Origin of the sequence: Pseudomonas sp. 478 (assembly GCF_003254125.1) — a bacterium.
Classification (GTDB): domain Bacteria; phylum Pseudomonadota; class Gammaproteobacteria; order Pseudomonadales; family Pseudomonadaceae; genus Aquipseudomonas.
On record NZ_QKZG01000012.1, the window covers coordinates 82,822 to 104,605 of the forward strand.

Consider the following 21,784-nt stretch of genomic DNA (forward strand, 5'->3'; position numbering starts at 1 on the left):
CTGGCCTCATCGCGAGCAGGCTCACTCCCACAGGGGATGTGCGGCGTTGCACAAATCAATGTGGCAGGGCTGCGGGGAAGGGCCGATATCTTACCCATATCCAACTTCTGCGGCGACCGCTCTGGCCTCATCGCGAGCAGGCTCACTCCCACAGGGGATGTGCGGCGTTGCACAAATCAATGTGGCAGGGCTGCGGGGAAGGGCCGATATCTTACCTAGATCCAACTTCTGCGGCGACCGCTCTGGCCTCATCGCGAGCAGGCTCACTCCCACAGGGGATTTGCGGCGTTGCACAAATCAATGTGGGAGCGAGCCTGCTCGCGATGGCGTCAGCCCAAATAACACATCACTTTGGCTGTGGCCCATTGCCGATCTGCCACACAAACGGCGGCTCGGTCCCGTTGATCGCCCAGTCCCCGACAATCCGTGCCTTGTAGATCACCGGATTGTGCGACGACACCGTCCGCGCATTGCGCCAGTGCCGGTCCAGCGATTTACCCACCCGAGTATCCGAAGCCCCCAGTGCATTGAACAGCGCTGTGGTCGCTCGCTGGATCAACTCCGACACCACCACCTGCGCCTTGGCCGATTCGATTTCCGCCGCGACATTCGCTTCCTGTTCCAAGGCTTCATCACCCGAAAATCGCGCCAGATAAGCCCGCTGTGCGGGTTGCGCGGCCCTCAAGGCGCTGGCCTCGGCCGCATACACCAGTGCCGCAATCTCACCGACCACTTGCTGCACCTGCGAATCCTGGCTGACTTGCTGCGCATTGCCATGGCTGTAGATGCGTTTGCGTTCACGCACCTGATGAGCCACATCGCGCAACGCCGCACGACCGATCCCGGCCAGGGTCGCCAGTAGTACCAACTGATAAAACGCGGTCTGGTATTTGAAGCGGGTGGCAAAGTCGATGATGTTCTCGGCCTCCACCTCGGCATCGATAAACCGTGAGGTGCCGCTGCCGGTGGTGCGCTGGCCGAAGCCGTCCCAGTCGTCGCTCTGCACGATGCCTGGCTGGCGGGTCCGGACCGCCGCAATTACATCGCCGCCGGTGTCGCTGCGTTGCGCGTACACGTCGATCCAGTCGGAAAACAGGCTGCCGGTGCTGTAGAACTTCTCGCCGTTGAGCCTCCACTTCTCGCCGTAAGGCGAAACTTTGGTGATGACATCGCCAATCGCCACGCTGCCGATTTCGGTCCAGGCATTGCCGGCGATATCACCGTCGACGAAGCGCTTGAACCACAGATCCCGCGCCGGCCCAGGTGGCGAGTTCAAGCGATCCTCCGCGAAAGCGAAATGCCCGCGCAGTGCCTGGGGAACGTTCGAATCGGCTTCGGCCAATTCGATCAGCAGCTCGAACAACTGCGGCAGGGAGGCGCCGCGACCACCGTATTCAACCGGCACCCGTACGGCGCCGAATCCGGCGTCCTTGAGCCACTGAATCGGTTCGTATGGAAGGCTGCGGGACTGTTCGCGCTCAACGGCACCGGCGGCGATGCGTTGGAAAATCGGCCGGAACCTTGCGGCCAGCGCTTCGTAGTCGGTGCCAGTGGACAGCGGATTGATTACCTGATGTTCGGTCATGGGACGGCTCCTTGGATCGGCAGTAGAAAGTGTTGCGTCTGCCAGGGGCAATTGCAGGGTCCATGCCGAAGCTCGCGAGCCAGTATTTGCTGGAGAAACTGGATGTCGGCACGCAGTGAATTGTTGCTGGACCAACAGTGCATCAGCAAATTGCCCCAGACACACCACACTTTGTGGCGAGGGGGTTTACCCCCGTTGGACTGCGCAGCAGTCCCATTTTTTGGGGCCGCTTCGCAGCCCAACGGGGGTAACCCCCCCCTCGCCACAGTACTTGGCAAACCTCAAGATTGGCGCTGGCACGGTTGCTGCTCTGACCGCAGGACTTCCGTGAAATCCGAGGACATGCCAATGAGTCAGCAAGCCGTCAAATTTGCCTACTGGGTACCGAACGTCAGCGGCGGGCTGGTGGTCAGCAAGATCGAGCAACGCACCCACTGGGGCATCGACTACAACCGCAAACTGGCACAACTGGCCGAAGAGGCGGGGTTTGAATACGCCCTGACGCAGATCCGCTTCACCGCCGGTTACGGTGCCGAGTACCAGCACGAATCCGTCGCCTTCAGCCACGCGCTACTGGCTGCCACCACCAAACTGAAAGTGATTGCCGCGATCCTGCCGGGCCCTTGGCAACCGGCGCTGGCGGCCAAGCAATTGGCAACCATCGACCAGCTGACTAACGGCCGGGTGGCGGTGAACATTGTCAGTGGCTGGTTCAAGGGTGAATTCCAGGCGATTGGCGAACACTGGCTGGAACACGACGAGCGTTATCGCCGCTCCGAAGAATTCATCCGCTCGCTGAAGGGCATCTGGAGCCAGGACAATTTTACCTTTCGCGGCGACTTCTACCGCTTCGACAACTACAGCCTCAAACCGAAACCGCTGGGTCAGCCGGAAATCTTCCAGGGTGGCAGTTCCCGCGCAGCTCGGGACATGGCGGCACGGGTGTCGGACTGGTACTTCACCAACGGCAACACCCCGGAAGGCATCAAGGCCCAGGTCGATGACATCCGCGCCAAGGCGGCGGCGAACAATCATTCGGTGAAAGTCGGCGTGAACGCGTTTGTCATAGCCCGCGACACCGAAGAAGAAGCCCGAGCCGTGCTGGCGCAAATCATCGATCAGGCGGACCCGGAGGCGGTGAATGCGTTTGGCGATGCGGCGAAGCAGGCGGGCAGGGCGTCACCTGAGGGCGAGGGCAACTGGGCCAAGTCGACGTTCGAGGATCTGGTGCAGTACAACGACGGCTTCAAGACCAACCTGATCGGCACGCCGCAGCAGATTGCCGAGCGGATCGTTGCACTGAAAGCAGTGGGCGTGGACCTGGTGTTGGCGGGGTTTCTGCACTTTCAGGAAGAAGTGGAGTATTTCGGCAAGCGGGTGTTGCCGTTGGTGCGTGAGCTAGAGGCTAAAGCAGCGGCCAAGCAGCAGGCCGCGGTCGCCTGAACACCACAAAACGAGTGTGGGAGCGGGCTTGCTCGCGAAGGCGGTGTGTCAGTCAACATAGATGTTGAATCTGATGGCCCCTTCGCGAGCAAGCCCGCTCCCACATTGGATCTATGTGAAGTTACAGACCCAGGTCGGACAAGCTTGGGTGATCGTCAGGCCGACGCCCCAGCGGCCAATGGAACTTGCGGTCGCTTTCCTTGATCGGCATGTCGTTGATGCAGGCAAACCGATTGGCCATCAAACCGTTCTCGTCGAACTCCCAGTTTTCGTTGCCATACGAGCGGAACCAGTTGCCCGAGTCGTCGTGCCATTCGTAGGCATAACGCACGGCGATGCGGTTGCCGGTAAAGGCCCAAAGTTCTTTGATCAGGCGGTAATCCAGTTCCTTGGCCCATTTACGTGTCAGGAAACCTTTGGCTTCTTCGCGGTTGTAGGCGAACTCGGCGCGGTTGCGCCATTTGGTGTCCAGGGTGTAGGCCAGCGACACGCGTTCCGGGTCGCGGGAGTTCCAGCCATCTTCGGCCAGGCGTACTTTTTCGATGGCCGATTCACGGGTGAATGGCGGCAATGGCGGACGAACTTCGGCATTAGACATTAATAGTCTCCCTATCAAAGTAAAGTTCTAGCAAGTTGTCGGGCTTGGTTAAAGTGTTACAGGTCCAATAACTTTCGCGCCATGCATTGCGCATTATCGGCGGCACTGTGATCACCCATGACAAGCGCCACGGTAATGGCACCGTCGATCAGGATCAGCAGCTGTTTGGCCAGCGTCTCCGGGTCTGTGGCGCCATGTTCGGTGCAGAGCTCGCGCACGTAGTCGAGCAGCTTTTGTTTGTGGTCTTTGGCGACCAGGCGAACCGGGTCTTGCGGGTCGCCGGTTTCGCCGCTGGTGTTAATGAATGCACAGCCACGGAAGCCTTCCGAGGCGAACCAGGCCTTGAGTACGGTAAACAGGTTGAGCAGGCGGTCGGCCGGCGTTTCGGCCTGGTCGACTTCGCTTCTGTACCAGTGCATCCAGCGCACATCACGGCGTTGCAGGGCCGCGACGGTGAGCTCCTCCTTGTTGGCGAAGTAGCGGTAAATACTCTTTCTGGAGACGCCGGCGGTTTTCACCAGAAGATCCATCCCGGTGGCAGCGATGCCACTTTTGTAGATCAACTTTTCGGTGACATCCAGAATGATGTCGCGTGTGTCGTTGCTGGTTATTTCGTTCATGTGGCGAACAGTAGAACGATCGTTCTTCTTGGTCAAGCAGATATTTTTGCTGACTGAAAAATCGTCTTCGCGAGCAGGCTCGCTCCCACAGGGGAATGCATTTCAATGTGGGAGCGAGCCTGCTCGCGAAGGGGCCTTTGCAGACACTCACAAGACCCAAGGCAATCCATGGTGTAAGCTCTCGGGTTCTCCGGATTCGACCTTTTTGCGAGCCCTATGCCGTCGCTTTTCAAACGCTCTCTGCTGCCCAAACTGCGCAGTTTTCCGCTGACCGCCGATGCCGTCACCATCCTTTCCGGTGCTGCCGAGTTTCGCCGGTGCCTGCTGGAAAAAATCGCCAGCGCCACCCGGCGCATTTACATCGTCGCGCTCTATCTGCAACAGGATGAAGCCGGCCAGGAAATTCTCGATGCCTTGCACGCGGCCAAACTGGCGCGTCCGGAACTGGACGTGGTGGTGGTGGTTGACTGGTTGCGCGCCCAGCGCGGCTTGATCGGCGCCGGCAAGCAGCCGGGCAACTCGGCCTGGTATCAGGAAACCACCCGTACTCATGCCAGTGAAGTGCCGGTGTATGGCGTTCCCGTGCAGACCCGAGAACTGTTCGGCGTGCTGCATTTGAAAGGCTTCGTGATCGACGATTGCGTGATCTACAGCGGCGCGAGCCTGAACAACGTTTACCTGCACAAATTCGACAAGTACCGCTACGACCGTTATCACCTGCTAAATAACAGCGCCTTGGCCGATTCGATGCAGCACCTGATCCAGCACGGTCTGATCGCCTCTAAAGCGGTGCATCGTCTCGATTTGCCGAACCTGCCGACCACCCGCAGCCTGCGCAATGACATCGGCGACTTGCGCAGCCGCCTCAAGCACGCGGCGTACGACACCACGATAGGCACCATGGAAAAGAGCGGTTTGTCGGTCAGCCCATTGCTCGGTGTCGGCAAGAACAACCCGTTAAGCCGAGTGATTTGCGAATTGATCGCCAGCGCTCAGGATCACCTGACCATCTGCACGCCCTACTTCAACCTGCCGCTGCCCGTGACCCGGGAAGTCAATCGGGCACTGGCGCGGGGCGTGAAGATCGACATCATCGTCGGCGACAAGACGGCCAACGATTTCTACATCCCGCCGAGCGAGCCGTTCAAGGTGATTTCGGCGCTGCCGTACCTTTACGAGATCAGCCTGCGGCGCTTCGCCAAGCGTCATCATCGCAGCATCGACAACGGCCAGTTGAACCTGCATCTGTGGCGTGACGGCGATAACACCTATCACCTCAAGGGCATGTGGGTCGATCAGCGCTACACCTTGCTGACCGGCAACAATCTCAATCCGCGGGCGTTCCGTCTCGATCTGGAAAACGCCTTGCTGATCGATGATCCGAAAGGCGAGTTGTTGGAGCCGCGCCGTAAAGAGCTGGCGGAGATTTTCGAGAACACCCGCCGCATCGAGCGTTATCAGGAACTGGAAACGCTGCTGGAATACCCGGCGGGGGTGGCCAAGTTTCTCAAGCGCGTGAGTCGGGTGCGGATCGAGCGACTGCTCTATCGGATTTTGTGAGCATGGCGGGGTAGGTGCGTCGCCCGCCAAAATGCCTTCGCGAGCAGGTCGGATCGCCGCACCGTCGCTCCCATATTGGATTTGTGATCGACACAACCCCCTGTGGGAGCGAGCCTGCTCGCGAAAGCGGCGTGTCAGGCGACATCAATACTGACTGGTACGGCCCCTTCGCGAGCAGGCTCGCTCCCACAGGGTTCTGCGCTAAGATGCCGGCACTCAAATAACAAGGCTCGCCACGGTCAATGTCGGAAAAAGACACCATCTCCATTCAACTGGTGCGTGAAGCACTGTTGCAAAGTTGCGCCCCCGGAGCGACTACCGATGAGGTGTTGAGCAAAGTCGGCATCGATCCGGCGCTGCTCGACAGCAGCGATGCCCGCGTCCCGGCCACCGCTTATGCACGTCTGTGGCGTTTACTGGCACGACGTGGGGACGATGAGTTTTTTGGCATGGACCCGCGCAAACTCAAATCCGGCAGTCTTGAGTTTCTCTGTCGCTGCTCCATGGTCCAGCCGAGCCTGGCCGCGGGCCTGACCTCGGGTTTGAGCTTTTTGTCGTTGATGCTCGAACACCTGCCCGCGCAACTGGTTCGTCAGCAAAGCCTGGCGGAAATTGTCCTGCTCGAAGACGACCAGGACCCGCGCCGCGCCTTCACGTATTTCACCTACTGGATGATCGTTCACGGCGTCGCTTGCTGGCTGGCGGGGCGGCGGATTCCGATCCTGGCCATCGAGTTACGCTGCCCGGAGCCTGACTTCTGCGATGACTATCAGGTGATGTTTTCCGAGAACCTGCGTTTCGACCGGCCGCGCACGCGGATGATTTTCTCCGCCGAGTGCCTGGACTTGCCGATCAAGCGCAGCCCGGAAGAGCTCAAGCGTTTCCTGGCCCATGCGCCGGCCAATATTCTGGTCAAGTACCGCGACCCGCAGAGCCTGGCCAGCCGGATCAAGCACGATTTGCGGCAACTGCCTGCCGAACACTGGCCGGAAACCGAACCCCTGGCGCAACAGCTGTGCATGTCGGCTTCCACCCTGCGTCGACGCCTGGCCGAAGAGGGGCAGACTTACCAAGGGCTCAAGGACAGCGTGCGCAAGGAGTTGGCGATTGTCTGGCTGGCAGAACCGACCATCAGCTTTGCCGAGATCGCCGCGCGTTTGGGCTTTGCCGATACCAGCTCGTTCTACAAGGCGTTTCGCAAGTGGTCCGGGTCAAATCCGGGGCATTACCGCAGCCTGATCCTCAACGAAGCGAGTTGATCCGGATTTTTGTGCTGATTGGTTTGGCGCCTTCGCGAGCAAGCCCGCTCCCACAGTAGTTCTGTGGTGTGCCCCCCTGTGGGAGCGGGCTTGCTCGCGAAGAGGCCATCCCTGACGACGCATCCCTTGAATCTTGGCCAAACCAGTCACGCAACTTGATAGCTTTGACCATTGTCCCGCGCCCCGCGCAGAGCGAGTATTTCCTTGTTAATCGAGGTTCCCCCAGCCTAATAAAAATACAAAGGGTTTCTGGCAATGCGCGATTACTTGTCTGCTACATCACAGTTCAATTATCAGCACACCGTCGACGCCGCACTCGCGGGCGATTTGTCTGCCCTTAACGCCTGTGTCGAGTGTTGCGACCGGCATGCCTTGCCGGGGCGTATCGCGCTGTTCTGGGAAGGTCGCGATGGCGCCAGCGCGACCTACACCTTCAGCGACTTGCAGGACAAAGCCGCGCGTTTCGCCAATTTCCTGCTGACCCAGGGCGTGAAAAAAGGCGACAAGGTGGCCGGTCTCCTACCACGTAACATCGAACTGTTGATCACCGTATTCGCCACCTGGCGCATCGGCGCGGTTTACCAGCCGCTGTTCACGGCATTCGGCCCGAAAGCCATCGAACACCGCCTCAGCTCCTCGGGCGCCAAAGTGGTGGTCACCGACGCGGGCAATCGCTCCAAACTCTCGGAAGTCGCCGACTGCCCGACCATCGTCACCGTCGCCGGTCCCAAAGGCCAAGGCATCGTCCGCGGCGATTACAGCTTCTGGGCCGAACTGGCCAATTATTCTGCTGAGTGCGAGCCGGTCTTGCTGACGGGTGAAGACCCGTTCCTGCTGATGTTCACCTCGGGCACCACTGGCCCATCGAAAGCGCTGTCCGTTCCGCTCAAGGCCATCGTCGCCTTCAAGAGCTACACCCGTGACGCCGTGGACTTGCGCCCTGAAGACGCCTTCTGGAACGTCGCCGATCCGGGTTGGGCCTACGGCATCTATTTCGGTGTTACCGGGCCGATGGCCATGGGGCATCCGATCACCTTTTACGATGGCCCGTTCTCCCTCGAAAGCACCTGCCGGGTGATCAACAAATACGGGATCACCAACCTCACCGGTTCGCCGACGGCCTATCGCCTGTTGATCGCGGGTGGCGACGAGTTTGCCCGCTCGATCAAGGGCAAGCTGCGCATCGTCAGCAGCGCCGGCGAGCCGCTGAACCCGGAGGTGATTCGCTGGTTCGCCGACAACCTCGGTGTGGTCATCCACGACCACTATGGCCAGACCGAACTGGGCATGGTGCTGTGCAATCACCATGGCCTGGAGCATCCGATCCACATGGGCGCCGCCGGTTTCGCCTCGCCGGGGCATCGCATCGTGGTGCTGGATGACGAGTACAAAGAACTCGGCGTCGGTCAGCCGGGCATTCTGGCCATCGATCGTACCCAGTCGCCAATGTGCTGGTTCGCCGGTTACGAAGGCGCACCGACCAAGGCCTTCGTCGGCAACTATTACCTGAGCGGCGACACCGTCGAGTGGAACCCGGACCGCAGCATCAGCTTCGTCGGTCGCAGCGACGACGTGATCACCACCTCCGGCTACCGGGTCGGCCCGTTCGACGTGGAAAGCGCATTGATCGAACACCCTGCAGTGGTCGAAGCGGCGGTGGTCGGCAAGCCCGATCCGGAACGCACCGAACTGGTCAAAGCCTTTGTCGTGCTCAGCCCGCAATACCGCGCGGCACCGGAACTGGCCGAAGAATTGCGCCAACACGTGCGCAAACGACTGGCCGCGCACTCATACCCGCGCGAAATCGAATTTGTCAGCGAATTGCCGAAAACCCCTAGCGGCAAATTGCAGCGCTTTATCTTGCGCAACCAGGAAATCGCCAAGGCTCAAGAGGCCGCCGCGAAGAACGTTTCAGCTTGAATCCAAGGAAACAATGATGCAGATCGAAAACAAGGTTTTTCTCGTCACCGGCGGTGCGTCGGGCCTCGGTGCGGCCACGGCTGAAATGCTGGTCGCGGCCGGCGCCAAAGTGATGCTGGTGGACATGAACGCCGAAGCTGTTGCGGCCCAGGCTGAACGTCTCGGTGCGCAAAGCGTGGTGGCGGACATCAGCAACGAAGCCGCGGCTGAAGCCGCTGTGCAGGCGACGGTCAAAGCCTTCGGCGGCCTCAATGGTCTGGTCAACTGCGCCGGTATCGTGCGCGGTGAGAAGATCCTCGGCAAGAATGGCCCGCACCTGTTGGCCAATTTCAGCCAGGTGATCAACGTCAACCTGATCGGCAGTTTCAACATGCTGCGCCTGGCCGCTGCGGCGATTGCCGAAACCGAAGCCGATGCTGACGGCGAGCGCGGCGTGATCATCAACACCGCCTCGGCTGCCGCCTATGACGGCCAGATCGGCCAGGCCGCGTATGCCGCCTCCAAAGGCGCGATCGTCAGCCTGACCTTGCCCGCCGCCCGTGAACTGGCGCGCTTCGGCATCCGCGTGATGACCATCGCCCCGGGCATTTTCGAAACCCCGATGATGGCCGGCATGACCCCGGAAGTCCGCGCCTCCCTGGCGGCTGGCGTGCCGTTTCCGCCACGTTTGGGCAAACCGAGCGAGTATGCCGGGCTGGTCAGGCATATCATTGAAAACAGCATGCTCAATGGCGAGGTGATCCGTCTCGACGGCGCCTTGCGCATGGCCGCCAAATAAGGAGGATTTGTCATGACTATTTCCAACGATCCCATTGTTATCGTCAGCGCCGTCCGCACCCCGATGGGCGGTTTCCAGGGCGAACTGAAAAGCCTGACTGCACCGCAACTCGGTGCTGCGGCAATTCGCGCTGCCGTCGAGCGCGCCAGCGTGGCGCCAGACTCGGTTGAAGAAGTGCTGTTCGGTTGCGTCCTCTCCGCCGGTCTCGGCCAAGCCCCGGCGCGCCAGGCTGCATTGGGCGCCGGGCTGGATAAATCGACCCGCTGCACCACCCTGAACAAAATGTGCGGTTCGGGCATGGAAGCGGCCATTCTGGCCCACGACATGCTGGTGGCCGGCAGCGCCGATGTGGTTGTCGCCGGCGGCATGGAAAGCATGTCCAACGCCCCGTATCTGCTGGACCGCGCCCGTAGCGGTTACCGCATGGGGCACGGTCGCGTCCTTGACCACATGTTCCTCGACGGTCTGGAAGACGCTTACGACAAGGGTCGCCTGATGGGCACCTACGCCGAGGATTGCGCTGAAACCAACGGTTTCACCCGTGAAGCCCAGGACGCGTTTGCCATTGCCTCGACCACCCGCGCACAGCAGGCGATCAACGACGGCAGTTTCAAAGACGAGATCGTGCCGCTCACCGTGACCGTCGGCAAAGAGCAGGTGCTGATCAGCAACGACGAACAGCCACCGAAAGCCAAACTGGACAAGATCGCTTCCTTGAAACCGGCGTTCCGCGACGGCGGCACGGTGACGGCGGCGAACTCCAGCTCCATTTCCGATGGTGCTGCGGCACTGGTGTTGATGCGCCGTTCCGAAGCTGAAAAGCGCGGCCTGAAACCACTGGCAGTGATTCACGGTCACTCAGCGTTTGCCGACACCCCGGGCCTGTTCCCGGTGGCACCGGTGGGCGCGATCGAGAAGCTGATGAAGAAAACCGGCTGGTCCCTGGACGACGTCGATCTGGTCGAAGTCAACGAAGCTTTCGCAGTGGTCAGTCTGGTGACCATGACCAAACTGGAAATCCCCCACGAGAAGATCAACGTTCACGGCGGCGCTTGCGCCCTCGGTCACCCGATCGGTGCGTCCGGCGCGCGGATCCTCGTGACATTGCTCTCGGCCCTGCGCCAGAAAGGCCTGAAACGCGGCGTTGCAGCGATCTGCATCGGCGGCGGCGAAGCCACGGCCATGGCCGTTGAATGCCTTTACTAGGCCAACCTCACCCCTGTGGGAGCCAGCCTGCTGGCGATGGCTGTGTGTCATAAAAATAGACATTGGCTGACACGATGCTATCGCCAGCAGGCTGGCTCCCACAGGGTCTGCGTCGTAACTGGATTGAAGGATTCACCATGATTCCCAATGACGAACAACTGCAAATCAGCGACGCGGCCCGGCAGTTTGCCCAGGAACGGCTGAAACCGTTCGCCGCCGAGTGGGACCGCGAGCATCGCTTCCCCAAGGAGGCCATCGGCGAGATGGCCGAACTGGGCTTCTTCGGCATGTTGGTGCCGGAAGAGTGGGGCGGTTGCGACACCGGCTACCTGGCCTACGCCATGGCGCTGGAAGAAATCGCGGCCGGCGACGGCGCCTGCTCGACCATCATGAGCGTGCACAACTCGGTGGGTTGCGTGCCGATTCTCAAGTACGGCAACGACGACCAGAAAGAACGCTTCCTCAAACCGTTGGCCAGCGGCTCGATGCTCGGGGCTTTTGCCCTGACCGAACCGCAGGCCGGCTCCGACGCCAGCGGCTTGAAAACCCGTGCCCGTCTGGAAGGCGATCACTACGTGTTGAACGGCTGCAAGCAGTTCATCACCTCCGGGCAGAACGCCGGGGTGGTGATCGTGTTCGCCGTGACTGACCCGAGTGCCGGCAAGCGTGGCATCACGGCGCTGATCGTGCCCACCGATTCGCCGGGTTACAAAGTTGCGCGGGTCGAAGACAAGCTCGGCCAGCACGCTTCCGACACCTGCCAGATCCTGTTCGAAGACGTGAAGGTGCCGGTGGCCAACCGCTTGGGCGAGGAGGGCGAAGGTTATCGAATCGCCTTGGCCAACCTTGAAGGCGGCCGTGTCGGCATCGCTTCGCAATCGGTGGGCATGGCCCGCGCTGCGTTCGAAGCAGCCCGCGACTATGCCCGCGAGCGTGAAAGCTTTGGCAAGCCGATCATCGAACATCAAGCGGTCGCGTTCCGCCTGGCGGACATGGCGACCCAAATCGCTGTGGCTCGGCAGATGGTGCATTACGCGGCGGCGCTGCGTGACAGCGGTAAACCGGCCTTGGTCGAAGCGTCTATGGCCAAGCTGTTCGCCTCGGAAATGGCCGAAAAAGTCTGCTCCTCGGCGTTGCAAACCCTCGGTGGTTACGGTTACTTGAACGATTTCCCGCTGGAGCGGATCTACCGCGACGTGCGCGTTTGCCAGATCTACGAAGGCACCAGCGATATTCAGCGCATGGTTATTTCGCGCAATCTTTGAGAAGGAAGCTACTTGTGAACTACGAAACGATTTTGTTGGAAACCCACGGTCGCGTTGGCCTGATCACCCTGAACCGCCCGCAAGCGTTGAATGCGTTGAACGCGCAGATCGTCAGCGAGCTGAACCACGCCCTTGATGGCCTGGAAGCCGATTCGAACATCGGCTGCATCGTGCTCACCGGCTCGAAAAAAGCCTTCGCGGCCGGCGCCGACATCAAGGAAATGGCTGAGCTGACCTACCCGCAGATCTACCTCGACGACCTGTTCAGCGACAGCGATCGCGTGGCTAACCGCCGCAAGCCGATCATTGCCGCCGTCAACGGTTTCGCCTTGGGTGGTGGTTGTGAACTGGCGCTGATGTGCGACTTCATCCTGGCCGGCGACAACGCCAAGTTCGGTCAGCCGGAAATCAACCTCGGCGTACTGCCGGGCATGGGCGGCACCCAGCGCCTGACCCGCGCGGTGGGCAAGGCCAAGGCTATGGAAATGTGCCTCAGCGGTCGGCTGATCGATGCGGTGGAAGCGGAGCGTTGCGGGATTGTCGCGCGGATTGTTCCGGCTGATGAGTTGCTGGAAGAAGCGTTGAAAGTCGCGGCGCTGATTGCCAAGAAGTCGCTGCCGATTGCAATGATGATCAAGGAAAGCGTCAACCGCGCGTTTGAAGTGAGCCTGTCGGAAGGTGTGCGCTTTGAACGTCGGGTGTTCCATGCGGCGTTTGCGACGCAGGATCAGAAGGAAGGGATGGCGGCGTTTATTGCCAAGCGTGAGGCCGAGTTCGTCGGAAAGTGATTCGGCGTATTCGATGACGCCATCGCGAGCAAGCTCGGCTCCTACAGGTTATGCGCAATCCTGTAGGAGCCGAGCTTGCTCGCGATGCTTTTAAGGCATCACACCAGGTAGTACTTCAACTCCCGAGCAATCACCATCCGCTGTATCTCGCTCGACCCTTCATAAATCTGCGTAATCCGCGCATCCCGGTAGTAACGCTCCACCGGGTAATCCTCCAGATACCCATACCCGCCATGAATCTGCATCGCCGACGAACACACTTTCTCGGCCATCTCCGACGCGAACAATTTGGCCTGTGAAGCCTCCGACAGACACGGCTTGCCGGCACTGCGCAATCGCGCGGCATGCAGGATCAGCAGTCGTGCCGCGTTCAACCGGGTGTGCATGTCGGCCAGCATGTTGGCAATGCTCTGGTGCTCGATGATCGGCTTGTTGAACTGCACCCGATCCCGCGAGTAGGCCAGCGCTGCTTCAAACGCCGCGCGGGCAATGCCCAACGCCTGCGCCGCAATACCGATGCGGCCGCCTTCGAGGTTGGAGAGGGCAATGGCCAGTCCTTTGCCGCGCTCACCCAGCAGATTGGCTTCAGGAATCGTGCAGTTGCTCAGGGTCACCGCGCAGGTATCGGACGCGCGAATACCCATTTTGTGTTCGGTGCGATCAACGATGAAACCGGCGGTATCGGTCGGCACCAGGAACGCGGAGATGCCGCGCTTGCCCAGGTCCGGATCGGTCACCGCAAACACAATGGCCAGTTTCGCCCGTTTGCCGTTGCTGACGAATTGCTTGGCGCCGTTGATCACCCACTGGCCGTCGCGCAGTTCGGCGCGGGTGCGCAGGTTGTGGGCTTCGGAGCCGGCCTGGGGTTCGGTCAGGCAGAAGCAGCCGATGGCTTGACCGCTGGCCAGATCCGGCAGCCAGGTCTGTTTCTGTTCTTCAGTGCCGTAGTTGAGGACCGGACCGCAACCTACGGAGTTATGAATGCTCATCAGTGCGCCAGTGGCGCCGTCACCGGCCGAAATCTCTTCCACAGCCAAGGCGTAGGCGACGTAATCGACATAGGTGCCGCCCCATTCCTCGGGCACCACCATGCCCAGCAGACCGAGTTCGCCCATCTTCGCCACCAGACCGTCATCGATCCAGCCGGCCTTTTCCCAGGCTTGTGCGTGGGGTGCGATTTCGCCGCGGGCAAAGTCCCGGGCCATGTCGCGGATCATGACTTGCTCTTCGCTCAATTCGATATCGTGCATGGCTCAGCTCCCGCTTTGGTCAAAACCGCTGAAGAAACTCGCGACGTGCTCGGCATCCAGCGCCTGCAACTTCGGTGGGTTCCAGCGCGGTTTCTTGTCTTTGTCGATCAGCAAGGCGCGCACGCCTTCGATCAGGTCGCCGCGCTCGAACCACTGACGGTCCAGGTGCAGCTCAAGGGCGAAGCAGTCTTCCAGACTCAAGTGCCGACCACGACGGAGCATTTCCAGGGTCACGCCCATGGCCAGCGGTGAACGGCTTTCCAGCAGGTCGGCGGTGGTCGTGGCCCATTCGTGGCTGTCGGCGACCGTTACTTCACGCAGTTGCTCAACAATACTCGGCACATCGGGCAGGGCGAAGAAGTGATCGATGGCCGGGCGCAACGCCGCCAAAGGTGCTGCCGGCAGTTGTTGCACGGCGAGTTTCGCCAGCAGACCTTGAAGGTCCTTCAACGGCGTTTCGTGCCATTCGAGCTGATCGAGTCGCTCGTCGAGGATGCCCAGCCTGTCGCTTTCCAGGTACCAGTCGGCCAGGCCGCAATAGAGCGCATCGGCCGCACGGATCTGTACGCCGCTGACGCCGAGGTAAATCCCCAGTTCACCGGGAACGCGCGGAAGGAAATGGCTGCCACCGACATCCGGGAAATAACCGATCGCTACTTCCGGCATCGCCAGACGGCTTTTCTCGGTGACCACCCGCAAGTCAGCGCCTTGCACCAGGCCCATGCCGCCACCCAGGACAAAACCGTCCATCAGGGCGAGCACAGGCTTGCGGTAATGGTGAATCGCGAGGTCGAGGGCGTATTCCTCGACGAAGAAATCTTCGTGCAGCGTGTCGCCGTTCTTGAAGCTGTCGTACAGCGAACGGATGTCGCCGCCGGCACAGAAAGCCTTCTCGCCAGCGCCGCGTAATACCACCGCGTGTACGTGCGGATCCTGTGCCCAGGCGTCGAGCTGACGCTGCAGGTTGCGCACCATGTTCAGGGTAATGGCGTTGAGGCCGGCGGGGCGATTGAGGGTCAGGTGACCGATGTGGTTGCGGACCTCGGCCAGCACGTCGTTTTGCGTGGCATCCATGGACGAAGTCCGCGGAGAAGAAACCTGAGCAGTCATCACTAACTCCCTGCTTTTATTGTTCTTTATAGAGAAGCTCGCGCGCGAGCGATGCTGGATCGTAACAGTGCAAATTTGTGATGTACAACCGGCATATGTGCAGGTCTTGCCTGCATTTTTGTAATACCGGTGTGGAATTCCTCTGCGAAAACGGCCGCGGGCCGGGCTCACGACAGATTCGGCTGTCAAAACAGCCTTATCAGCGCATTCCGGGTGTCTGCACCGGCCCGTACGACACCTGCACCCGCTCATCTGTTGGCATTCTGGCCTCGGGTTTTAAGCCGTCTGTGTCGAGGGTTTCAGGCCGGGTGCCGCTGAGTGCGGCCCACCGTGCAAAACAATAAGAACGCTGTTGCGGTGTTAGCCGCATCGACTCTCTGTTCCTGCCCATAAAGGTGGCCTGGTTAGCCTGGCCGCGATAATTCCAAACAAATCGGGATTCAAGAAGATGAAGACTAGATGGCTGAGCTTGTCGGTACTCGCATTGCTGTGCTGCACCACTGGCGCCAGTGCCAAGGAATGGAAAGAGCTGCGATTCGGCGTCAACCCGAGCTACCCGCCTTTTGAGTCCACCACCGCCGATGGCGGCGTGCAGGGTTTTGGCGTGGATTTGGGCAACGCGATCTGCGCCGAATTGAAGGTGAAATGCGTGTGGGTCAGCAATGACTTCGACGGGCTGATTCCGGCGCTCAAGGCGGGCAAGTTCGATGCCATAGAATCGTCGATGACCGTGACCGATGCGCGCAAAAAACAGATCGACTTCACCGATCGCCTGTATGCCGGGCCGACCGCTATCGTCACTCGCAAGGATTCCGGACTGTTGCCCACCGCCGAGTCGCTGCAGGGCAAGACGATCGGTTACATGCAGGGCACGATTCAGGAAACCTACGCCAAGGCCAAACTGGCACCCGGCGGCGTGAAACTGCGGGCCTATCAGAATCAGGATCAGGTTTACGCCGACCTGGTATTTGGCCGTCTCGACGCCTCTATCCAGGACAAGATGCAGGCGCAGATGAGCTTTTTGACTTCACCTCAAGGCGCTGACTTCAAGAACAGTGAAGGCATCAGCGACCCGTTGGTCCCGTCCGACATCGCCATTGGCGTGCGCAAGGACAACGAAGAACTCAAAGGCATGCTCAATACCGCCATCAAGGCCCTGCATGACAAGGGTATCTACGCACAGATCCAGCAGAAACACTTCGGCGATCTGGACCTCTACAACTACTGATCCTCGCGCCCCGAAGGCTGCGTCTGGTAACAGGCGCAGCGCTTGAGCGCGGGCGCATCAAGACAGGTGATTGACGTGAACTTCTTCCTGAATCTGATCGGGGTCGATCTCTCGGCCCTGCAAGGCTATGGCCCTTTGTTGCTGCACGGCACCTGGGTCACGCTGAAATTGTCAGCGCTCTCTCTGCTGGTGAGCATGGCGCTGGGCCTGCTCGGCGCAGCGGCGAAACTGTCGCCGCTAAAACTGTTGAACTTGCCGGCGACCTTCTACACGACACTGATTCGCGGGGTGCCGGACCTGGTTTTGATGCTGCTGATTTTCTACAGCCTGCAAGGCTGGCTGAGTAGCCTGACCGAGGCGATGGACTGGCCCTACATGGAAATCGATCCGTTCGTGGCCGGCGTCATCACCCTTGGGTTTATCTACGGCGCGTATTTCACCGAGACCTTTCGCGGGGCGATTCTGAGCGTGCCGCGCGGCCAGCAGGAGGCCGCCGCGTGCTTTGGTCTGAACCGCTGGCAGCGATTCCGCTTTGTGGTGTTCCCGCAGATGATGCGTTTCGCCTTGCCGAGCCTCGGCAATAACTGGCTGGTGCTGCTCAAGGCCACGGCGCTGGTGTCGATCATCGGTTTGTCGGACCTGGTCAAAGTCGCGCAGGAAGCGGGTAAAAGCACCTTCAATATGCTCGATTTCCTGCTGCTGGCAGCGGCGCTGTATTTGCTGATCACCAGCGCTTCGAACTACGTTTTGCGCGTGTTGGAACGGCGCTATAACCAGGGTGTGCGGGGGATGGCACGATGATCGAGTTGATTGCCGAATACTGGAAACCCTTTCTGTTCAGCGACGGCTACAGCCTCACCGGGTTGGCCATGACCTTGTGGCTGCTGGTGGCGAGCATTGTGATGGGGTTCTTCCTGTCGCTGCCATTGGCGATCATGCGCACCTCGCGCTGGGGCCTGCTGCGCTGGCCGGTTCAGCTGTTCACTTATGTGTTTCGCGGCACGCCGCTGTATATCCAGTTGCTGATTTGCTACAGCGGGATCTACGGCATCGCGGTGGTGCGCTCGCAACCGCTGCTTGAAGCATTTTTTCGCGATGCGATGAATTGCACCTTGCTCGCGTTCACGCTCAACACGTGCGCCTACACCGTGGAAATCTTCGCCGGGGCGATTCGCAGCATTCCCTACGGTGAAATCGAGGCCGCACACGCCTATGGCTTGAGCGGTTGGCGCCTGTACCTGCGGCTGATTCTGCCTTCGGCATTGCGCCGGGCACTGCCGTATTACAGCAACGAAGTGATCCTGATGTTGCACGCGACCTCAGTGGCGTTCACCGCCACCATTCCGGACATCCTCAAAATCGCCCGGGACGCCAATGCCGCAACCTTCATGACCTTCCAGGCCTTCGGCATTGCCGGCCTGCTGTACCTCGCGCTGTCGTTCGGCCTGGTCGGAGCCTTCCGCCTGGCAGAGAAGCGCTGGCTGAGTTTTCTCGGCCCGACTCACTGAATCCCATTTTCTGTCCAGAGCGGTGCCGCCAGGCGCGCCGCTCCAGGAGTGCTGACATGTACAAACTCACGGTTGAAAATCTGTATAAACGTTTTGGTGACAACGAAGTGCTCAAGGGCGTCTCGTTGAATGCACGGGCAGGCGATGTGGTGAGCATGATCGGCGCCAGCGGCTCGGGTAAAAGCACGATGCTGCGCTGCATCAACTTTCTGGAGCGCGCGGACGAAGGCGCCATTGAACTGGACGGCGAGCGCGTCATCACGCGCCCGGGTGCCGGTGGCATGCACGTCGCTCATCCGGCGCAATTGCAGCGTTTGCGCACGCGCCTGGCGATGGTGTTCCAGCATTTCAATCTGTGGAGCCATCTGACGGTGCTGGAGAACATCGTGCTCGCGCCGTGTCGGGTGCTGGGGATCAGCCGCAAGGCCGCCGAAGAGAGTGCGCGGGCCTATCTGGACAAGGTCGGTCTGGCGCAACGAGTGGCCGATCAATACCCGGCGTTTCTGTCCGGTGGGCAGCAACAGCGGGTGGCGATCGCGCGTGCCCTGGCGGTGGAACCGGAGATTCTGTTGTTCGACGAGCCGACTTCGGCACTCGATCCGGAATTGGTGGGCGAGGTGCTGAAGGTCATTCAGGCGCTGGCCGAAGAAGGCCGTACCATGTTGATGGTGACCCACGAGATGGGGTTTGCCCGGCAGGTTTCCAGTCAGGTGTTGTTCCTGCATCAGGGCAAGGTCGAGGAGCAGGGTGACGCTACGATCCTCGACCAGCCAAAAAGTGAACGTTTGCAGCAATTTCTATCGGGTCGTTTGAAGTGAGGCAAGACGTACATGGCGGATATCCGCGATCTGTCGATCGTGCTTGATCGTATCGATCAGGCAATCATCGAAGTGCTGCGCCACGAAGGGCGCATCACCTATCAAAAGCTTTCCGAGCGCGTGCACCTGACGCCCAGGCCATGCCTGGAACGGGTGCGCAAGCTCGAACAGCTCGGGGTCATTCGTGGGTATGGCGCGATTCTCGATGAAAAGAAACTGACACCAGGCTTGTCGTTGCTGGTACTGGTTGCGTTGTCGAACCAGAGTGGGCGCGCGGCGCAAAAGGCGTTCGAAGCCAAGGTCCGCGCCTGCCCGCAGGTGCTGGAATGTCAGTTGATCAGCGGCGCGTTCGACTACAGCTTGCGCATGCGTTGCCGGGACATGGAGCACTATCGGGTGCTGACCGAAGTCTGGTTCGATGACCCGGATTTGCATATCGACAAGTTGGTCAGCCATCCGGAACTGGCGATGGTCAAGACCACGATGGAATAATGAACACCGCAATCCCTTGTGGGAGCGGGCTTGCTCGCGAAGGCGTCGTGTCAGTCAATATTGATGCTGGATGACACACCGCTTTCGCGAGCAAGTCGAATCGTCGCTCCCACAGGTTCTGCGTTTTACCTGACTAAACTGTGATTTTTTTGGTTTTTAATCCTCGCCGAATCGGCTGGAAAAGACAGAATCTTCAGCCGTTTCCATCACAACCACCCCCCTTATCAACCGGGTTTTCCCGGCGCCGAAACAGACAATGAGTACCTCTTAACCCTCATTGAATCTGTGCCCATGCAAACCACCAATACCGTTTTGATGATTCGCCCGACACGTTTCTCCTTCAATCAGGACACGGCGGCGAACAACCGTTTCCAGCAGCCGGCCGCCGTCAGTGAAGACGTGCAGCTCAAGGCCCTGCAAGAGTTCGATGGCTACGTTGCCGCGCTACGTCACCACGGTGTCGAGGTCATGGTGCACAACGACCGCGAAGCGCCGCATACCCCGGATTCGATCTTCCCCAACAATTGGTGGAGCAGCCATCCCGACGGCACCTTGGTGCTGTACCCGATGCAGGGCCATAACCGGCGCCTGGAACGGGACAAAGGCGTGCTCGACTGGCTGCGGGACGAGTACCGGGTCGAGCAGTTATTGGATCTTTCCAGCCTCGAACAGCAGGAAGTGTTCCTCGAAGGCACCGGCAGCATGGTGCTGGATCGTCAGCAGCAGATTTGCTACGCCGGTTATTCCACCCGCACCCATGCCCGCGCCCTGGACCAGGTGGTCAGTCATTTGGGTTACGAGCTGTGCGCCTTCAATGCGGTGGACCGCCAGGGCGTCGCGATTTACCACACCAACGTGATGATGAGTGTCGGCACCCGCCTGGCCGTGGCGTGCCTGGTGTCGGTCACGCACCCGGCCGAACGCCTGGCCCTGCGTAAACGCCTGGAAGACAGCGGCAAGCAGGTGATTGCCTTGAACTGGGCCCAGCTGGAATCTTTCGCCGGCAACATGCTGGAAGTCCACAACGCTGCGGGCGAACCCTTGCTGGTGATGTCGCGCACGGCCTGGCAATCGCTGGATGCCGCGCAGCGTCGCCTGATCGAAACCCACACCACGCCACTCCCCGTGAACATCGACACCATCGAGCGCATCGGCGGCGGCAGTGCGCGCTGCATGCTGGCCGAGGTCTTTCTGTCCAAACATCTGGCTACCCAGGAGCAAATGCGATGATCGTTCGTCCAGCCACACCGGCAGACCTGCCGGCACTGTTAGCCCTGGCCCATAGCGCCGGAACCGGTTTGACCACCTTGCCGGCCGACGCGGGGCGTTTGCGTCAGCGTCTGGAATGGGCGGCGAAAACCTTCGCCGGCGAAGCCGAGCGTGCCGATGCCGATTACCTGTTTGTGCTCGAGAATGACCAGCATGAAGCCATCGGCATTTGCGCACTGGCCGGTGCCGTCGGCCTGCGCGAGCCTTGGTACAACTATCGACTGGGCCTGTTTGTCGCGGCCTCGAAAAACCTCGGGATCAATCAGCAGCTGCCGACGTTGTTCCTCGGTAACGACATGACGGGTCATTCGGAGTTGTGTTCACTATTCCTGCATGCCGATCACCGCAGTGGTCTGAACGGGCGTTTGCTGTCCAAGGCGCGGTTCCTGTTTCTGGCGGAATTTCGTCAGCATTTCGGGGAGAAAGTCATCGCCGAGATGCGCGGTTACTCGGACGCGGAGGGCGTTTCACCGTTCTGGGAAGGCCTGGGTCGGCACTTCTTCAAGATGGACTTTGCCGATGCCGACTATCTGACCGGGCTGGGTAACAAGACGTTCATCGCCGAGCTGATGCCCAAGTTTCCGTTGCCCACCTGCCTGTTGCCTGAAGCAGCAAGAACCGTCATCGGTCGGGTTCACCCCAACACCGAACCGGCGCTGGGCATGCTCAAGGCTGAAGGATTCGAACACCGCGATTACATCGACATCTTTGACGGTGGCCCGCTGATTGAATGCGCCACCGGGGATATCCGCGCAGTGCGCGACAGTCAGGTGCTGCAACTGAGCATTGGCACACCGGGTGAGCAGGCGGCGACTTACCTTATTCATAACCGTCAATTTGCCGAGTGCCGGATTACCGCGGCACCGGCACGGGTGGCTGCCGGGACGTTGATAGTCGATGCGGAGACTGCGAAGAGTTTGGGGTTGAGTGCCGGTTCATCGGTGCGCGCAGTAAGTTTGGCAGTGCCTGCACGACAATTGTCCGCAGCCTGAACAGACTTTCGGGTTGGCGCTGAACCTGTGGAAGCGAGCCTGCTCGCGATGGGGCGCTGTCAGTCAATATTGATGTTGAATGACACACCGCCTTC

Annotated in this window: 20 protein-coding genes; 15 read left to right on the forward strand and 5 right to left on the reverse strand. The window is 60.1% G+C overall.

The window, feature by feature from the left end; all coding sequences use genetic code 11:
• Positions 1-346: 346 nt before the first annotated feature.
• Entirely contained in the window at positions 347-1,585 is a 1,239-nt protein-coding gene (locus tag DFS28_RS23185) for an acyl-CoA dehydrogenase family protein (protein WP_111451598.1), read from the reverse strand.
• 348 nt (positions 1,586-1,933) lie between these two features.
• Between DFS28_RS23185 and sfnG the strand changes: the two genes are divergently transcribed.
• Entirely contained in the window at positions 1,934-3,028 is a 1,095-nt protein-coding gene (gene sfnG / locus DFS28_RS23195) for a dimethylsulfone monooxygenase SfnG (RefSeq protein WP_111451600.1), read from the forward strand.
• 121 nt (positions 3,029-3,149) lie between these two features.
• On the opposite strand, the gene DFS28_RS23205 is transcribed toward sfnG, so the two are convergent.
• Both DFS28_RS23205 and DFS28_RS23210 read right to left on the reverse strand, forming a co-directional pair.
• Positions 3,150-3,626, reverse strand: coding sequence for a nuclear transport factor 2 family protein (locus DFS28_RS23205; RefSeq protein WP_010460010.1), 477 nt, complete (start codon positions 3,624-3,626; stop codon positions 3,150-3,152).
• Between the two features lie 56 nt (positions 3,627-3,682).
• Positions 3,683-4,246, reverse strand: a complete 564-nt coding sequence (locus DFS28_RS23210; protein ID WP_008152706.1) for a TetR/AcrR family transcriptional regulator — start codon at positions 4,244-4,246, stop codon at positions 3,683-3,685.
• 216 nt (positions 4,247-4,462) lie between these two features.
• Between DFS28_RS23210 and pssA the strand changes: the two genes are divergently transcribed.
• From pssA to DFS28_RS23250, 7 genes are all read left to right on the forward strand, one after another.
• Positions 4,463-5,806, forward strand: a complete 1,344-nt coding sequence (pssA, locus tag DFS28_RS23215) for a CDP-diacylglycerol--serine O-phosphatidyltransferase (protein ID WP_111451601.1) — start codon at positions 4,463-4,465, stop codon at positions 5,804-5,806.
• 242 nt (positions 5,807-6,048) lie between these two features.
• The gene (locus DFS28_RS23225; protein ID WP_111451603.1) at positions 6,049-7,065 is read left to right on the forward strand and encodes an AraC family transcriptional regulator; all 1,017 of its coding nucleotides are present in this window, start codon (positions 6,049-6,051) and stop codon (positions 7,063-7,065) included.
• A gap of 255 nt (positions 7,066-7,320) precedes the next feature.
• Positions 7,321-8,985, forward strand: a complete 1,665-nt coding sequence (locus DFS28_RS23230; protein WP_111451604.1) for an AMP-binding protein — start codon at positions 7,321-7,323, stop codon at positions 8,983-8,985.
• Positions 8,986-9,001: 16 nt separating this feature from the next.
• Positions 9,002-9,763, forward strand: coding sequence for an SDR family NAD(P)-dependent oxidoreductase (locus DFS28_RS23235; RefSeq protein ID WP_074876737.1), 762 nt, complete (start codon positions 9,002-9,004; stop codon positions 9,761-9,763).
• Positions 9,764-9,775: 12 nt separating this feature from the next.
• Positions 9,776-10,969, forward strand: a complete 1,194-nt coding sequence (locus DFS28_RS23240; RefSeq protein WP_111451605.1) for an acetyl-CoA C-acyltransferase — start codon at positions 9,776-9,778, stop codon at positions 10,967-10,969.
• A 137-nt stretch (positions 10,970-11,106) separates the two neighbouring features.
• Complete coding sequence (locus DFS28_RS23245) at positions 11,107-12,234, forward strand: acyl-CoA dehydrogenase (RefSeq protein WP_074876733.1); 1,128 nt, start codon at positions 11,107-11,109, stop codon at positions 12,232-12,234.
• Between the two features lie 14 nt (positions 12,235-12,248).
• Entirely contained in the window at positions 12,249-13,022 is a 774-nt protein-coding gene (locus DFS28_RS23250) for an enoyl-CoA hydratase (protein WP_052966350.1), read from the forward strand.
• 98 nt (positions 13,023-13,120) lie between these two features.
• Here DFS28_RS23250 and DFS28_RS23255 read toward each other — a convergent pair whose 3' ends face one another.
• A complete protein-coding gene (locus tag DFS28_RS23255) occupies positions 13,121-14,272 on the reverse strand; it encodes an acyl-CoA dehydrogenase family protein (protein WP_111451606.1) in 1,152 nt (383 codons plus the stop codon).
• Between the two features lie 3 nt (positions 14,273-14,275).
• Positions 14,276-15,382 (reverse strand): enoyl-CoA hydratase/isomerase family protein, encoded by a 1,107-nt coding sequence (locus tag DFS28_RS23260; protein WP_111451607.1) that lies wholly within the window; start codon positions 15,380-15,382, stop codon positions 14,276-14,278.
• 448 nt (positions 15,383-15,830) lie between these two features.
• On the opposite strand from DFS28_RS23260, the gene DFS28_RS23265 reads away from it, so the two are divergent.
• The 7 genes from DFS28_RS23265 to astA all read left to right on the forward strand — a co-directional run bounded on the left by DFS28_RS23265 (position 15,831) and on the right by astA (position 21,689).
• Positions 15,831-16,610, forward strand: coding sequence for a transporter substrate-binding domain-containing protein (locus DFS28_RS23265; RefSeq protein ID WP_111451608.1), 780 nt, complete (start codon positions 15,831-15,833; stop codon positions 16,608-16,610).
• Positions 16,611-16,685: 75 nt separating this feature from the next.
• The gene (locus DFS28_RS23270; RefSeq protein WP_111451609.1) at positions 16,686-17,411 is read left to right on the forward strand and encodes an ABC transporter permease; all 726 of its coding nucleotides are present in this window, start codon (positions 16,686-16,688) and stop codon (positions 17,409-17,411) included.
• On the forward strand, positions 17,408-18,118 hold the full coding sequence (locus DFS28_RS23275; RefSeq protein WP_008155279.1) for an ABC transporter permease: 711 nt from the start codon (positions 17,408-17,410) through the stop codon (positions 18,116-18,118). The genes DFS28_RS23270 and DFS28_RS23275 overlap by 4 nt, the downstream gene beginning before the upstream one ends.
• A gap of 56 nt (positions 18,119-18,174) precedes the next feature.
• Positions 18,175-18,936 carry an ABC transporter ATP-binding protein gene (locus DFS28_RS23280; RefSeq protein WP_111451610.1) on the forward strand — a complete coding sequence of 254 codons (762 nt, stop codon included), beginning with the start codon at positions 18,175-18,177 and terminating at the stop codon, positions 18,934-18,936.
• 12 nt (positions 18,937-18,948) lie between these two features.
• Entirely contained in the window at positions 18,949-19,428 is a 480-nt protein-coding gene (locus DFS28_RS23285; protein ID WP_095128351.1) for an Lrp/AsnC family transcriptional regulator, read from the forward strand.
• 291 nt (positions 19,429-19,719) lie between these two features.
• On the forward strand, positions 19,720-20,658 hold the full coding sequence (ctlX, locus tag DFS28_RS23290; protein WP_111451611.1) for a citrulline utilization hydrolase CtlX: 939 nt from the start codon (positions 19,720-19,722) through the stop codon (positions 20,656-20,658).
• Positions 20,655-21,689 (forward strand): arginine N-succinyltransferase, encoded by a 1,035-nt coding sequence (astA, locus tag DFS28_RS23295; protein ID WP_111451612.1) that lies wholly within the window; start codon positions 20,655-20,657, stop codon positions 21,687-21,689. The genes ctlX and astA overlap by 4 nt, the downstream gene beginning before the upstream one ends.
• Positions 21,690-21,784: the final 95 nt, after the last annotated feature.